Genomic DNA, 14,980 nt, shown 5'->3' with positions numbered 1-14,980 from the left:
AACAAGGCCTCCAATTAAGTATTGGAGGCCTTATTATAATCTATTATACTTCCATAATAATCGGCAAAATCATTGGGCGCCGTTTTGTTTTTTCAAATAGGTATGGCTCTAGAAGATCAGTAATTTCATTCTTTAATTCCGTCCATTGAGGGGTTTTTTCAATTAAGAGCTGTTGCAAGTGTTTGCTTAACATTTGCTGTGCTTCATTAATCATCGAACCAGACTCTCTCATATAAACGAAACCGCGTGAAATAATGTCAGGGCCTGCAACCATTTTTTGTAGCTGCATGTCTACGCTAACGACCACAATAACAAGACCTTCTTCTGATAAAATCCGTCTATCGCGCAAAACAATATTGCCGATATCTCCAATACCATTCCCATCAATATAAACAGCTCCTGATGGTATCCGGCCTGCAATATGAGCTTCATTAGCACTTAATGCCAATACCTCACCATTTTCCATGATAAAGATATTATCTGCTGGTACATCGCAGTCTTCTGCCAAGTCTCCATGCATACGCAACATGCGGTATTCACCGTGAATTGGCATAAAGAATTTTGGCTTAATTAAACGCAGCATTAACTTTTGTTCTTGCTGTGAGCCATGACCAGAAGTATGGATGTTATTCAATGATCCATGAATAACTTCAGCTCCAGCGCGGTACAATAAGTTGATAATCTTATTTACACTGGTTGTATTACCAGGAATCGGTGAAGAAGAGAATACAACAGTGTCTCCAGGCTGTATTTGAATTTGACGGTGTGTACCGTTAGCAATTCGCGATAATGCAGCCATTGGTTCACCTTGGCTTCCGGTACATAAAATCATCACTTCATTGGCAGGAAGGCGATTTAATGTTTGTGCATCTACAAAGGTTTCTTTAGGTGCAGTAATATAACCAAGCTCACGGCCAATGTTAATGGCATTGTCCATACTACGTCCAAATACAGCGACTTTGCGGCCATGTTTAGCAGCAGCATCTGTCACTTGCTTTAAACGATGGATGTTAGAAGCAAATGTTGCGAAAATAATGCGAGATTCTACTTTGCGTAAAATTTCATCGATACTTTCGCCAACTTTGCGTTCCGACATAGTAAATTCAGGACGTTCGGCATTAGTACTGTCGGACAGTAAACATAAAACGCCATCGCGCCCGATTTCAGCCATTTTTGTCAAGTTTGCTGGCTCGCCAACTGGCGTGAAATCGAATTTAAAGTCACCCGTATGCACGATATTGCCAGGTGGTGTCTTGACTACAATCCCGTATGCATCTGGGATACTATGTGTTGTTCTAAAGAAGCTTACTGAAGTTTTACGGAATTTGATGACATCATCTTCCTGGATTTCAATTAGCTTTGTTTGGCGAAGCAATCCATGCTCGTCCAACTTATTACGCAACAACCCAAGCGCCAATTTGCCTCCATATACAGGGACATTAATTTGGCGAAGTAAATATGGAACACCGCCGATATGGTCTTCATGACCATGGGTAATAAATAAACCTTTAATTTTATCGACATTTCGAACAAGATAGGTATAATCGGGAATTACATAATCAATCCCTAGTAAATCGTCTTCTGGAAATTTAATGCCGGCATCAATCAAGATTATTTCGTCTTGAAATTGAACAGCATACGTATTTTTGCCGATTTCGCCCAGTCCGCCGAGTGCGAAAACTGCAGTTTGGTCATTTTTGACGAATTTCATTAATTAGATATTCTCCAATTTGAAATCTTCGCTTGCTTTTTCATATTCCAAGTAGTTTCCTTCAAGCGATTGGATGTACTCGATGTTATAACCGCGCCCTTGAAGCTTCTCGCGGACTTCGCGCACTTCATCAGCTTCAATATACAAGCTTTTAGTGTTTTCGCGAACAGGCACTTCAAGGATATTTTCTTGATAATATACTTTATAAATCATTGTTTGCTCTCCTTTAACACGTTCAAAATAAATTCATTTCCTTTATATTAGCACGTAGGTAAACTAAAATAAAGAAAAGCCCTTCAAAATATGAAGGGCAACATAACTTTAAGCGATCGTTTTTTTCTCGAGCAAGCCACGAAGCCTTTTCAACAATTGTTTTTTAAGACGTTTGAACATGGCAGATCACTCCTTGCCCCTATTATATTCATTTAAAAAGAAAATGTAAAGAAAATTCACTTAACAGACAGAAAGGTTGGGATTAACAAGTGGATAAGAAAATTTTATTTTTTGATATTGATGGTACGTTATACAATTCGGAGAAAAAATTGCCCCCCGCAACATATGAGGCAATCAAAAAAGCTGAGGAAAATGGACATGAAGCCGTCATAGCGACAGGCCGCTCTCCGTTCTTCTTAAAACCGGTATTAGAGGAGCTTGGCTTAAATTCATTTATTAGCTTTAACGGGCAGTATGTCGTTTATAAAGGAAAAGTGATATCTGAACGACCGATTCCCATGGAGATAGTAGAGAAACTGGTGGTCCAAGCAGAGGAAGAGAATAATCCTGTTGTATTTTTGGATGATGTGAGAATGACATCAGCAGCTAAGGATGATGTCAAAGTTCGTACGAGCATGGATTCCTTATTCTATCCTATGCCGGAAGTAGATGCCGAGTATTATAAACAATCCAATACCTATCAAATATTATTGTACGTAGACGAAAAAGGTGAGGAACGATATGCAAACCTATTTCCTGAATTAAAATTTATTCGTTGGCATGAGTTTTCAGTTGATGTAATCAATAGAGATGTATCAAAAGCGTATGGCATTCAGCAATTTTTAAAGCATACTGCATTTGAAATAGAAGATGCAATTGCATTTGGAGATGGATTAAATGACGTTGAAATGCTACAAGCTGCAGGGACAAGCGTAGCAATGGGGAATGGACATCCGAAAGCTAAAGAAGCAGCAACGTTTGTTACAGATCATGTGGATGACGATGGTTTATCTAAAGCCATGAAAAAATTGGGGTTGTGGTAATTAAAAAACGGACTTGATGAAGGCTCATCAAGTCCGTTTTTTTAATCTTCCAGCGGATTGGCATTTGGTTTCTTTTCAAATGGATTATCTTTGTTAATGTGATCATAAAACATTACACCATTTAAATGATCCAGCTCATGTTGGAAAGCAATAGCTGGCAATCCTTTTAACCGCATTTTCTTTTCTTCACCATCAAGTGTGAAAAATTTGACCGTAATGCGTGCTGGGCGAGGTACATAGCCGGGCACATCACGGTCTACTGAAAGGCATCCTTCACCAGAAGGAACGTATGCCTCTTCTACAGAGTGGCTTACTATCTTGGGGTTGACGGCAATTAGGCTGATTTGCTTGCCCGCACTGTCTGGCAAATGCAAAGCGAACATTCTTTTTGATACATCTACTTGAGGTGCAGCAATTCCAATTCCTGACCGTAAACCATGTTTATCGGCTAATTCTACGTCTTGGCTATTTATCAAAAACTGTAGTAGGTCTTCACCTAATTTTTTTTCCTCTTCTGTAAGGGGGAAGGACAAGTTTTTCGCGACAGCACGCAAAGTTGGATTTCCTTCTCGTATAATATCGTGCATTAAAATCATTTTGCTCTTCCTTTCAAAAAAAGTTCTTTTCTATTATAACGCACACCCAAAATCCCACAATAGAAAAGAACCTCAGAAGGATGAAAACATTGTTTTAATACATATTAAAAAGGTAATAAATAAATTGGGGTAAACTGTGCTAGTAAAGGTAGTAAAAAAATCACTGTAGTATAATACAGGTTATTCGCACTTTATAATACAGGTTCCTTGCAATAAACTATATGAGATTGAATTTTTAACTCTGCTACTTGCATTGACCGATAAATTATAAAACAGTATACTGGACTTAAATAATAGTTGTATTATAATTTTTATTAGATTTTGTAATACAGATATATAAAGGAGATGTGAGAACATGGCTTCAAAAAAAGGACAACAATTTGATCCTGTAGCAAATTTGCACGAAATTGAAGAAAAGTTTGAAATGTTCCAGATTTTGAATGAAGAAGGGGAAATCGTTAACGAAAGCGCTAATCCTGATCTTTCTGATGAAGAATTAGTTGAATTAATGAGCAGAATGGTCTTTACACGTATACTTGACCAACGTTCTATTTCATTAAATCGCCAAGGACGTTTAGGCTTCTACGCACCAACTGCTGGTCAAGAAGCTTCTCAAATTGCTTCCCACTATGCACTTGAAAAAGAAGACTATATCTTGCCTGGATATCGCGATGTGCCGCAAATCGTTTGGCATGGCCTTCCTTTATGGAAAGCATTCTTATGGTCACGCGGACATTTCGTTGGCGGCCAAGTTCCTGAAGGGGTAAACATTTTAGCTCCACAAATCATCATTGGTGCTCAATACGTGCAAACTGCAGGTGTTGCACTTGGCATGCAAAAACGAGGTAAAAAAGCAGTAGCTGTAACTTACACAGGTGACGGTGGTTCTTCACAAGGTGATTTCTACGAAGGTATTAACTTTGCAGGAGCATTTAAATCACCTGCTATATTTATCGTACAAAACAACCAATATGCTATTTCTACACCACGTGAACTACAAACAGCTGCTTCTACAATTGCTCAAAAAGGTATTGCAGCAGGACTTCCAAGCATCCAAGTAGATGGTATGGATCCGCTAGCTGTATACGTGGCGACTCGCGATGCACGTAAACGTGCTGTAGCAGGAGAAGGTCCATCACTTATTGAAACAATTTGTTATCGATATGGCCCGCATACAATGGCAGGCGATGACCCTACTCGTTACCGTACATCAGATACAGATTCAAAATGGGAAAAGAAAGACCCAATCGTTCGTTTCCGTAAGTACTTGACTGAAAAAGGTTTATGGAGCGAAGAAAAAGAAGCTGAAGTAATCGAAAAAGCAAAAGAAGAAATCAAAGCAGCAATCAAAAAAGCGGATGAAGCACCAAAACAAAAAGTAACAGACTTAATCAATATTATGAATGAAGAAATGCCAGCAAATCTTAAAGAACAATATGAAATCTACGCGCAAAAGGAGTCGAAGTAACCGATGGCACAAATGACAATGATTCAAGCAATTACAGATGCACTTCGTTGTGAACTAAAAGATGACGAAAACGTGCTAGTATTCGGTGAAGACGTTGGTGTCAACGGAGGGGTTTTCCGTGCAACAGAAGGTCTTCAAAAAGAGTTTGGCGAGGATCGAGTTTTTGATACACCGCTAGCAGAATCAGGTATTGGCGGTCTTTCAATCGGTCTAGCTTTACAAGGATATCGCCCTGTTCCTGAAATTCAATTCTTCGGTTTCGTCTATGAAGTAATGGATTCAATCAGCGGTCAATTAGCACGTATGCGCTATCGTTCTGGTGGCAGCCTAAATGCACCTGTTACAATCCGTTCTCCATTTGGCGGCGGTGTTCATACACCAGAAATGCACTCAGACAGCTTAGAAGGATTAGTAGCTTCTCAACCAGGTCTTAAAGTGGTTGTTCCTTCTACTCCATATGATGCTAAAGGGCTTTTAATTTCGTCTATTCGCGACAATGATCCAGTTGTTTTCTTAGAACATTTAAAACTATACCGCTCATTCCGTGAAGAAGTACCAGAAGAGTCTTACACTATTCCTCTAGGTAAAGCAGATGTAAAACGAGAAGGTAAAGATCTTTCTATTTTTGCTTATGGCGCTATGGTTCATGAATCTTTAAAAGCAGCAGAAGCATTAGAAAAAGAAAACTACTCTGTTGAAGTAGTTGATTTACGAACAATTCAACCATTGGATATCGAAACAATCATTGCATCTGTTGAAAAAACAGGTCGTGCAATCGTTGTCCAAGAGGCACAAAAACAAGCAGGTATTGCAGCGAATGTAGTAAGTGAAATTACGGAACGCGCTATTTTAAGTCTTGAAGCACCCGTACTTCGCGTTACAGCACCTGACACTGTATATCCGTTCCCACAAGCTGAAGCTGTGTGGTTGCCAAATTCAAAAGACATTATAGCTACAGCTAAAAAAGTTTTAGAATTCTAAAAAGGAGTGGTGACTTAAAATGGCATATAAATTCCGATTACCAGATATTGGTGAAGGTATCCATGAAGGAGAAATCGTCAAATGGTTTGTAAAACCAGGCGATAAGATCGAAGAAGATACAATATTGGCAGAAGTGCAAAACGACAAAGCTGTTGTTGAAATTCCATCTCCGGTAGAAGGAACAATTGAAAAAGTGCTAGTTGAAGAGGGTACTTTGACAACTGTTGGTACTGTATTGCTTGAAATTGACGCACCAGGATATGAAGAGTTAGAACTTCATGGACATAAAGATGAAGACGCAGAAGAAGAAACAGAAGCGCAAGTCCAAGCAACTGCTGAATCAGGCAAAGAAGTCGAAAAAGAGCCAGCTGTTAAAGAAGAAGAGCCAAAAACAGCAACTCCTCCAGCAGGAGAAGAGCAAGAAGAAACAGTAGGCAATGCACGTGTTATCGCAATGCCGTCTGTCCGTAAATTTGCACGTGAAAACGGCGTAGATATTAAACAAGTTTCAGGTTCTGGTAAAAATGGCCGTGTATTAAAAGAAGACATCGAAGCATTTAAAAACGGTAAAGCTGCACCAGCAACAGAAAAAGCTGAAGTTGTTGAAGCAACAGCAAGCCAAGAATCAGTACAAGAAACAAGCAAAACACCGGCAATTCCTGAAGGTGATTTCCCAGAAACACGTGAAAAAATGTCAGGTATCCGTCGTGCAATTGCAAAAGCAATGGTGCATTCTAAACAAACAGCTCCACATGTAACGCTGATGGATGAAGTTGATGTGACTGAATTGGTGGCACATCGCAAGAAATTCAAAGAAGCTGCTGCTGAAAAAGGTATTAAATTAACATACCTTCCTTATGTGGTAAAAGCTTTAGTCAGCACATTGCGTGAGTTCCCTGATTTCAACCGTTCATTAGATGATGCAACGCAAGAAATTATCCAAAAACATTATTACAATATAGGAATTGCAGCCGATACAGAAAAAGGCTTGCTTGTTCCTGTTATTAAACACGCTGATCGCAAATCTGTATTTGCTGTGTCAAATGAAATTAACGAGTTAGCTACAAAAGCTCGTGAAGGAAAACTAGCGCCAAACGAAATGAAAGGCGCATCATGCTCTATTACAAATATCGGTTCAGCTGGCGGACAATGGTTCACTCCTGTGATTAATCACCCAGAAGTCGCAATTCTAGGAATTGGGCGAATTGCAGAAAAACCTGTAATAAAAAATGGTGAAATTGTAGCTGCACCTGTGTTAGCATTATCATTGAGCTTTGATCATCGTATGATTGATGGTGCGACTGCTCAACATGCGTTAAATCATATTAAACGCTTGTTAAGCGAACCAGAATTATTATTAATGGAGGCGTAAAAAATGGTAGTAGGAGATTTTCCAATCGAAACAGACACAATTGTCATTGGCGCAGGCCCTGGTGGATATGTTGCAGCAATCCGTGCAGCACAAACTGGACAAAAAGTGACAGTAATTGAACGTGAAAATGTTGGTGGTGTATGCTTAAACGTAGGTTGTATCCCATCTAAAGCATTAATCTCTGTAGGTCACCGCTTCGAAAAAGCTAAACATTCCGATGATATGGGAATTGTTGCTTCAGAAGTGAAATTAGACTTCAAAAAAGCGCAAGAATTTAAAGATTCTGTAGTTAAAAAATTAACTGGCGGCGTCTCTGGTTTGCTTAAAGGCAACAATATTGAAGTGGTAAAAGGCGAAGCATATTTACATGATGCTAACTCATTACGCGTTATCACAGAAAACTCAGCACAAACTTACAACTTTAAAAACGTTATTATCGCAACTGGCTCACGTCCAGTTGAGATTCCAACTTTTAAATTCTCAAAACGCGTCTTAAATTCAACAGGCGCGCTTAACCTAGAAGAAGTTCCTAGCAAACTAGTTGTTATTGGCGGCGGTTACATTGGTACAGAATTAGGTTCTGCTTATGCAAACCTAGGTGCTGAAGTAACAATTCTTGAAGGCGGTAAAGATATTCTTGCTGGCTTCGAAAAGCAAATGACTACTATTGTTAAAAAAGGTCTTAAGAAAAAAGGCGTTACAATCGAAACAAATGCTTTAGCACAAGGTGTTGAAGAAACTGAGACAGGCGTAACTGTTAAATATGAAGTAAATGGTGAAGCTAAATCAGTAGAAGCAGATTACGTACTTGTAACAGTTGGTCGTCGTCCGAATACGGATGAAATGGGCTTAGAAGAAGTGGGAATTGAATTTGGTGAACGCGGTTTAATCAAAGTTGACAAACAATGCCGCACAAACGTTCCAAATATCTATGCAATTGGTGATATCGTTGCTGGACCACAGCTTGCTCATAAAGCATCTTATGAAGGTAAAGTGGCTGCTGAAGCAATCGCTGGCGAAAAATCTGTTGTCGATTATTTAGCAATTCCTGCTGTATGCTTTACAGATCCAGAAATGGCTACTGTTGGTTTATCTGAAGACCAAGCTAAAGAAGAAGGGTTTGAAGTTTCAACTGGCAAATTCCCATTCGCTGCAAACGGTCGTGCATTAGCATTAAATGAAACAGAAGGCTTTGTGAAATTAGTTGCACGCAAAGAAGATGGCTTGCTATTAGGTGGCCAAATCGTTGGTTCTGGCGCTTCTGATATGATTGCTGAAATTGGTTTAGCGATTGAAGCAGGTATGACGCTTGAGGATGTTGCGATGACTATTCACGCACACCCAACATTAGGCGAAATTACTATGGAAACAGCTGAAGTTGCACTTGGTAACCCAATCCATATTATTGCAAAAAAATAATCTAACCTTATCTAAATCTCTTAATAGATTAATTAAGAGAATGGGCTGTAATCAAACTCAAACTTTTGAGTTTGCCTACAGCCCTTTTTATTTCTAATTGGACATAAATCGAATGTAGTTGCTTGTTAGTCTCCTACCCTATAATTCTTAATTATGCTTTAATAAATCCTAAATTCACTGCATAAAAATGTTTGAAAGACGAAGGAGAAGGTAAAGTTAAAGAGTGCATGAATTATAAAAAGGGAGTGCTGTAATGGATTTGAAATTAAGAGATAAAGTAGCGATTGTAACGGGAGGCAGCAAAGGTATTGGACTCGCTACAGCAAAAAAATTAGTTGAAGAGGGAGCAGAAGTAGTAATATGTGCGCGTACTGCAACTTCTCTCGATGAAGCGATAAAAGAAATAAAAGAAACGACAGGAAAAGAAGCATTTGCTGTTGTCGCAGATGTGACGAATGAAAAAGATTGCCAAAACCTGATCGAGCAAACCATGCAGAAATACGGAAAAATTAATATTTTAGTTAATAATGCGGGCACTTCAGCTGCTCATTCATTTTTAGATGTAGATACAGACTTTTGGAAAAGCGATTTGAATTTAAAGTTATTTGGCGCAATTCATACGGCAAAGGCAGCGATTCCACATATGGAAGCGGCAGGCGGAGGATCAATTGTAAATGTTACTGCCGTTTTAGGGAAAACACCTCCAGCATCTTCATTGCCAACTACTGTAAGCCGTGCAGCTGGAATGGCACTTACAAATGCGATGAGCAAAGATGTAGGCTCATTAAACGTAAGGGTCAATACTGTCTGCATTGGGTTAATCCGCAGTGCGCAAATAGAAGAAAAGTGGAAACATGAATCGCCAGAGCTAACTTGGGAAGAATACTCTAAAGAAGTAGGGAAATCCATTCCGCTTGGCAGGATTGGGGACACTGTTGAAGCAGCAAATGTAATTACATTCTTAGCTTCAGATGCAGCGTCATATGTAAGCGGTACTGCAGTTAATATAGATGGTGGAGCTGCACCTGCTCTTTAAAAGTAAAAACTCATCAAAGATTCCATCCTTTGGTGGGTTTTATTTTTTGTAAAATTTTAATTTTTGCATTCAATTTAAAGCAAAAAAGCATCAAAAACTTTCCTTTTTTAGAACTATATTTTAGTTTTTTTCTTCGTACACATTTTGTTCAAAGTTAATACACACAACGTTCAAAAATCCTTGAATGAATTGTGATAATGAGTGCTTTTTTCTTTTAATAAAAATCGGTTGGAGTATAATTCATATGAATCAAGAAAAGAATGATTGAATTTATAGGGAAGTAAGGTGAATAAAAATTGCTGTTGTTATTTTCTACTATATATAAAGTGGAAATGTAAAAAAGTCTCAACAAGTAGTTTTATACTTTTACTTTTATGTTTTTTCAATTATAAAAGGAAAGCTTGTAGAAATTAGTTTCTAGAAGGGACCAACAATTCATTAAAACACTTTATAATGTTTTTATTTGTTTTCTTGAGAAGGGAGTAAAATTATGAAGAAAAAAGTGTTAATCTTACCTTTTGTTATGGCATTCTTGACACTTGTTTTATCCGGATGTCAGCCTTTGATGATCTTTGATCCAAAAGGTCCTAATGCAAGAACGTTGTCAAACACAATCATAATGTCGATTATCGTAATGCTTGTCATTCTATTAGTCGTATATGTTCTTTTGATTAACATGCTTTCAAAATATCGTGCGTCAAAACAAGCGCCAGATTATGAGCCGCCGCACGAAGAGGGCAGCAAAGTACTGGAAGTTGTTTGGACAGTAATACCAATCCTTATTGTTACAGCACTTGCGATTGTAACAGTGTTTACAACATCAAAAGTTGAAAAGAAACCAGAGGGTTACGGTAATAAAGAACCGCTCGTTATATATGCATCTTCTTCAAACTGGAAATGGCACTTTAGCTATCCAGAACAAGGTGTTGAAACTGTAAATTATGTGAACATCCCGACAGACCGACCAATTGAATTTAGGTTATATTCATTCGGCCCGATTACAAGTTTTTGGATTCCGCAATTAGCAGGTCAAAAATATGCAATGAGTGATATGCTTACAAAAATTCACCTAGCTGCTGACCAAGAAGGTTCTTATATGGGCCGAAATTCAAACTTTAGCGGTGAAGGCTTTGCTCAAATGGAGTTTGAGGCTCAAGCAATGTCACAAAAAGACTTTGATGAATGGATAAAAGATGTAAAAGCGAAGGAACCTAAATTGACTGAAAAAGAGTTCGATAAGCTATTAAAAACTTCTTTTGTAGGACGTAAAAGTTATTCATCTACTCACCTAACCTTTAGACCAGCTCCAATGGAACATGGAAAACATGGGAAACACGATATGGAGAATATGAAGGATAAGGATATGGAAGGCATGGATATGTCTCATTAATTTATCATTCTAAAGAATGAAAGGAGTTACACACATGAGTTTTGATGAGTTATTCGCTCCGATGAAAGAGCCGATGATTTTAGCGGCTGGTATCAGTATCATCGTAGGAGCTATTGCTGTTGTTGCAGGTTTGACTTATTTCAAAAAGTGGGGCTGGTTATATAAAAACTGGCTAACTACTGTTGACCATAAAAAAATTGGCGTTATGTACGTCTTTGTAGCGCTTATCATGTTGTTTAGAGGCGGTATTGATGCTTTATTAATGCGTGCTCAAACAGCTATACCAGAAAACGGATTATTAAACTCCGAACACTATAATGAAATCTTTACTACACATGGTTTGATCATGATTTTATTCATGGCAATGCCATTCATCATTGGTTTGATGAATATTGTAGTACCACTACAAATTGGTGCACGAGACGTTGCATTTCCACGTCTGAATGCTCTTAGCTTCTGGCTATTTGCAGCAGGTGCTGGTTTGTTGAATGTATCATTCGTTATCGGGGGTTCACCAAATGCCGGCTGGACAGCTTACTTCCCGTTGGCAGGTACTGAATTCAATCCAGGTGTAGGGAATAACTATTACGCTTGGGCTCTTCAAATTTCAGGTATCGGTACTTTAATGACAGGTATCAACTTTATTACAACTATATTTAAAATGCGTGCACCTGGCATGAAATTAATGAAAATGCCAATGTTTACTTGGTCCGCATTGATTACAAACGTGATTATTACATTTGCATTCCCTGTATTAACTGTAGCACTTGCATTAATGACTTTGGACCGCCAGTTCGGTACAAAATTCTTCGCAATGCAAGATGGCGGTATGGACATGATGTGGGCAAACCTATTCTGGGTATGGGGACATCCAGAAGTATATATTGTTATACTTCCTGCATTCGGTATTTACAGTGAAATTATCGCGACATTTGCACGGAAAAACCTTTACGGCTATAAATCAATGGTTATGAGTATGGTCATTATCTCGTTACTTTCCTTCATGGTATGGGCTCACCACTTCTATACTATGGGACACGGTGTAATGGTTAACGGCGTCTTCTCAACTACAACTATGTTGATTGCAGTGCCGACAGGTGTAAAAATCTTTAACTGGCTTCTGACGATGAGGCACGGGAAAATCCAATTTACGACTCCAATGCTTTATGCATTAGCGTTTATCCCAATCTTTACAATTGGTGGGGTAACAGGGGTTATGCTTGCTATGGCAAGTGCCGACTATCAATACCATAATACAATGTTCTTGGTAGCTCACTTCCACTATGTATTGATTCCTGGGGTAGTATTTGGTGTACTAGCAGGTTACCACTACTGGTGGCCAAAAATCTTTGGTTTCCGTTTGAATGAAAAATTAGGTAAATCTGCTTTCTGGTTTATCATTTTAGGATTTAACATTGCGTTCTTCCCACTATTCATTTTAGGTTTAGATGGTTATGCGCGTCGTATGTACACATATTCAGCTGACACAGGCTATGGTCCATTGAATATGGTATCGTTCCTAGGAGCTTTAATGATGGGTGTAGGCTTTATCTTACTATGCTACAACATCTACTACAGCTTCCGTCACAGTCCACGTGAAACAACTGGAGATCCTTGGGATGCACGTTCACTTGAATGGGCAACACACAGTCCAGTTCCAGAGTACAACTTTGCAGTAGTACCAAAAATCAACCAATTGGATGAATATTGGTTTGCGAAAAAAGAAGGTAGAGACATTACTGCTGGCGAGTATGAACGAATTCATATGCCGAATAATAGTAGTGCGCCAATGTGGATGGCCGGTGTTATGTTCTTGTTTGCTTTCTTCTTTGTATTTAGTGTATGGGCTGGAGTAATTGTCTTTGGTCTAGCAACTCTCGGATTCTTGGCATATCGTTCATTTGAAAAAGATGATGGCCATTACATCGAAGTGGCTGAAATTGTTGAAACAGAAAGACGTTTGGGAGGTGAACAATAATGTCTAAAGAAAATACATCAGCCCCACTTGAATACCGCACACATGAGAACGAGATGAAAATCTTTGGTTTCTGGGTATTCTTAGGAGCAGAAATTGTTCTTTTCGCGACATTATTTAGTGTTTATTTTGCATTAGCAGATCGCACAGGTACTGGCCCAACAGGTAAAGAAATATTTGAAATGCCACCAGTATTAATAGAAACATTTGTATTGTTAACAAGTAGTTTCTTAATCGGTTTAGGCGTTCATGCAATGCGTATTGGTCGTAAGAAAGCGATGATGGTATTCTACATCATTACGTTACTTCTTGGCTTAGTATTCCTTGGCGTAGAAATTAACGAGTTCTTAACATATATTCATGATGGTGCAACAATTACAACAAGTGCGTTTATGTCAGCTTTAATGACTTTATTAGGCACGCATGGTGCCCACGTAACATTTGGTTTCCTATGGGGATCAGCCATCCTTATTCAAATTAAGAGACATGGCTTGAATGCGAAAACAGCTAATAAAGCATTTATCTTTTCACTGTATTGGCACTTCCTTGATGTTGTATGGATCTTCATCTTCAGTTTTGTGTACTTGAAAGGAGTGTTGTAATATGAAAGAACTTTTTCCTAAAGAGCACGTATTAGGGTTCGTAGGTTCTCTTCTTTTAACACTCGCTGCGTTAACTGTTATTATGTTCAAAGGTATGTCTAATGGATTGGCTATGACCATCTTGCTGATTACAGCTGCTGCTCAAGCGCTAGTCCAACTGATACTATTCATGCATATCGGTGAAACTGATGACAAAAAATCTCTCTACGTCACTATTATTTATGCAGTAGTTGTAGGTTTAATTACGGTGTTTGGTACGCTTCTTGCAATGGTATGGGGCTACTAATCGCAGACTAATAATAAAAAGCAGGACAATTTAATTTGTCCTGCTTTTTTCATACATATGATGGCTATATTGTTTGATTAATGTAGCAAGCCAACGAAGTTCATTGCTTGAAGTTAAATTTGAAGACATGCCGAGCAACAAGGCTTTACGTGGAGATTCCTTCTGCAATTCTTCCGTTAGCAAATCGAATGTGTCTTGTAATACTGCATCATCTAGAATATCCTTTTTGCACTTTTCAATTTCTGATAGTAACTCTTCTTTTTCCAAATGTCGGCTTTTTTTATGATTTAACTCAAACATTTCTTTTGTAATTAACGGCTCAATTGGAGCTGTGGCCAATACATCAATATGGTGTGCAAGTATCTTGCTCATCTCATAATAGTCGACTCGTTGCTTAGGGTTCATAATGATCTCTGTATAGCTTTTTACTAACCCTTGGATACATACGACAAGGTCATATTTGTTTTGAGATATTTGATTACCATATACCTCATCTAAAAGAAACAAGGCGACATAATCCGCTCTCTTGAACTGTTGAATGATTTCTTCCAGGGCATTAGGGTCTATAATATTAATCAGCTCACGACCGTGTGCCATTAAAAAAGGATAATTCTTTTCGACAAATTGAAAAGAAATAACAAAATACTGTATTAGTTTCTCCCTAGGTTCCGCTTGTAAATTTAAGAGAACCTGATACTTTGCTGTGATATCTCTAATAATATACTCAAATATTGCAATTAAGAGTTCTTCCTTAGATTTAAAAGAAAGATAAAATGCGCCTTTAGATATCCCGCATGCTGCTGTAATATCTTGAATAGATGTAGATGAAATGGTACGCTCGGATAAGATTTCCATAGACTTTTCGATAATTAGGTCTCGTTTTGACAT

Annotated in this window: 14 protein-coding genes; 10 read left to right on the top strand and 4 right to left on the bottom strand. The window is 38.4% G+C overall.

Features of this window, described 5'->3' with window-relative positions:
* Nucleotides 1-43 precede the first annotated feature (43 nt).
* A complete protein-coding gene (rnjA, locus tag RCJ93_RS07235; protein ID WP_066785020.1) occupies nt 44-1,711 on the bottom strand; it encodes a ribonuclease J1 in 1,668 nt (555 codons plus the stop codon).
* A 3-nt stretch (nt 1,712-1,714) separates the two neighbouring features.
* Complete coding sequence (locus tag RCJ93_RS07230; protein WP_066785028.1) at nt 1,715-1,924, bottom strand: DNA-dependent RNA polymerase subunit epsilon; 210 nt, start codon at nt 1,922-1,924, stop codon at nt 1,715-1,717.
* 269 nt (nt 1,925-2,193) lie between these two features.
* On the opposite strand from RCJ93_RS07230, the gene RCJ93_RS07225 reads away from it, so the two are divergent.
* A complete protein-coding gene (locus tag RCJ93_RS07225; RefSeq protein WP_446738692.1) occupies nt 2,194-2,967 on the top strand; it encodes a Cof-type HAD-IIB family hydrolase in 774 nt (257 codons plus the stop codon).
* Nucleotides 2,968-3,008: 41 nt separating this feature from the next.
* Here RCJ93_RS07225 and def read toward each other — a convergent pair whose 3' ends face one another.
* Entirely contained in the window at nt 3,009-3,563 is a 555-nt protein-coding gene (def, locus tag RCJ93_RS07220) for a peptide deformylase (protein WP_066785034.1), read from the bottom strand.
* Between the two features lie 355 nt (nt 3,564-3,918).
* Between def and pdhA the strand changes: the two genes are divergently transcribed.
* The 9 genes from pdhA (at nt 3,919) to qoxD (ending at nt 14,092) form a co-directional block, all read left to right on the top strand.
* Nucleotides 3,919-5,031 (top strand): pyruvate dehydrogenase (acetyl-transferring) E1 component subunit alpha, encoded by a 1,113-nt coding sequence (gene pdhA / locus RCJ93_RS07215; RefSeq protein WP_446738691.1) that lies wholly within the window; start codon nt 3,919-3,921, stop codon nt 5,029-5,031.
* A gap of 3 nt (nt 5,032-5,034) precedes the next feature.
* Nucleotides 5,035-6,012, top strand: coding sequence for an alpha-ketoacid dehydrogenase subunit beta (locus tag RCJ93_RS07210; RefSeq protein WP_066785040.1), 978 nt, complete (start codon nt 5,035-5,037; stop codon nt 6,010-6,012).
* 19 nt (nt 6,013-6,031) lie between these two features.
* Nucleotides 6,032-7,384, top strand: coding sequence for a dihydrolipoamide acetyltransferase family protein (locus RCJ93_RS07205; protein ID WP_446738690.1), 1,353 nt, complete (start codon nt 6,032-6,034; stop codon nt 7,382-7,384).
* A 3-nt stretch (nt 7,385-7,387) separates the two neighbouring features.
* A complete protein-coding gene (gene lpdA / locus RCJ93_RS07200; protein ID WP_066785047.1) occupies nt 7,388-8,803 on the top strand; it encodes a dihydrolipoyl dehydrogenase in 1,416 nt (471 codons plus the stop codon).
* A gap of 253 nt (nt 8,804-9,056) precedes the next feature.
* Nucleotides 9,057-9,839: an SDR family NAD(P)-dependent oxidoreductase gene (locus RCJ93_RS07195; RefSeq protein WP_446738689.1), complete on the top strand. Its 783-nt coding sequence runs from the start codon at nt 9,057-9,059 to the stop codon at nt 9,837-9,839.
* Nucleotides 9,840-10,329: 490 nt separating this feature from the next.
* Nucleotides 10,330-11,229 (top strand): cytochrome aa3 quinol oxidase subunit II, encoded by a 900-nt coding sequence (gene qoxA, locus RCJ93_RS07190; RefSeq protein WP_147194359.1) that lies wholly within the window; start codon nt 10,330-10,332, stop codon nt 11,227-11,229.
* Nucleotides 11,230-11,263: 34 nt separating this feature from the next.
* Nucleotides 11,264-13,207 (top strand): cytochrome aa3 quinol oxidase subunit I, encoded by a 1,944-nt coding sequence (gene qoxB, locus RCJ93_RS07185; protein WP_066785056.1) that lies wholly within the window; start codon nt 11,264-11,266, stop codon nt 13,205-13,207.
* Nucleotides 13,207-13,806, top strand: coding sequence for a cytochrome aa3 quinol oxidase subunit III (qoxC, locus tag RCJ93_RS07180; protein WP_066785060.1), 600 nt, complete (start codon nt 13,207-13,209; stop codon nt 13,804-13,806). Before qoxB ends, qoxC begins: the two co-directional genes overlap by 1 nt.
* A gap of 1 nt (nt 13,807) precedes the next feature.
* Nucleotides 13,808-14,092 carry a cytochrome aa3 quinol oxidase subunit IV gene (gene qoxD / locus RCJ93_RS07175; protein WP_147194357.1) on the top strand — a complete coding sequence of 95 codons (285 nt, stop codon included), beginning with the start codon at nt 13,808-13,810 and terminating at the stop codon, nt 14,090-14,092.
* Nucleotides 14,093-14,122: 30 nt separating this feature from the next.
* Here the strand turns inward: qoxD and RCJ93_RS07170 are convergent, their stop codons facing one another.
* A complete protein-coding gene (locus RCJ93_RS07170) occupies nt 14,123-14,980 on the bottom strand; it encodes a TetR/AcrR family transcriptional regulator (protein ID WP_446738688.1) in 858 nt (285 codons plus the stop codon).

Source organism: Rummeliibacillus sp. BSL5 (genome assembly GCF_052928305.1).
Note: the sequence above shows the minus strand (reverse complement) of the source record. Positions and strands in the feature narration are given on the sequence as shown.

Excerpts from the sequence above, each read along its gene's own strand:
- RCJ93_RS07210 (WP_066785040.1), top strand. The coding sequence starts at position 5,035 with ATGGCACAAATGACAATGATTCAAGCAATTACAGATGCACTTCGTTGT.
- pdhA (WP_446738691.1), top strand. The coding sequence starts at position 3,919 with ATGGCTTCAAAAAAAGGACAACAATTTGATCCTGTAGCAAATTTGCAC.
- RCJ93_RS07170 (WP_446738688.1), bottom strand. The coding sequence starts at position 14,980 with ATGTCAAAACGAGACCTAATTATCGAAAAGTCTATGGAAATCTTATCC.
- qoxD (WP_147194357.1), top strand. The coding sequence starts at position 13,808 with ATGAAAGAACTTTTTCCTAAAGAGCACGTATTAGGGTTCGTAGGTTCT.
- RCJ93_RS07205 (WP_446738690.1), top strand. The coding sequence starts at position 6,032 with ATGGCATATAAATTCCGATTACCAGATATTGGTGAAGGTATCCATGAA.
- RCJ93_RS07230 (WP_066785028.1), bottom strand. The coding sequence starts at position 1,924 with ATGATTTATAAAGTATATTATCAAGAAAATATCCTTGAAGTGCCTGTT.
- qoxA (WP_147194359.1), top strand. The coding sequence starts at position 10,330 with ATGAAGAAAAAAGTGTTAATCTTACCTTTTGTTATGGCATTCTTGACA.
- qoxB (WP_066785056.1), top strand. The coding sequence starts at position 11,264 with ATGAGTTTTGATGAGTTATTCGCTCCGATGAAAGAGCCGATGATTTTA.
- rnjA (WP_066785020.1), bottom strand. The coding sequence starts at position 1,711 with ATGAAATTCGTCAAAAATGACCAAACTGCAGTTTTCGCACTCGGCGGA.
- lpdA (WP_066785047.1), top strand. The coding sequence starts at position 7,388 with ATGGTAGTAGGAGATTTTCCAATCGAAACAGACACAATTGTCATTGGC.
- def (WP_066785034.1), bottom strand. The coding sequence starts at position 3,563 with ATGATTTTAATGCACGATATTATACGAGAAGGAAATCCAACTTTGCGT.
- qoxC (WP_066785060.1), top strand. The coding sequence starts at position 13,207 with ATGTCTAAAGAAAATACATCAGCCCCACTTGAATACCGCACACATGAG.
- RCJ93_RS07195 (WP_446738689.1), top strand. The coding sequence starts at position 9,057 with ATGGATTTGAAATTAAGAGATAAAGTAGCGATTGTAACGGGAGGCAGC.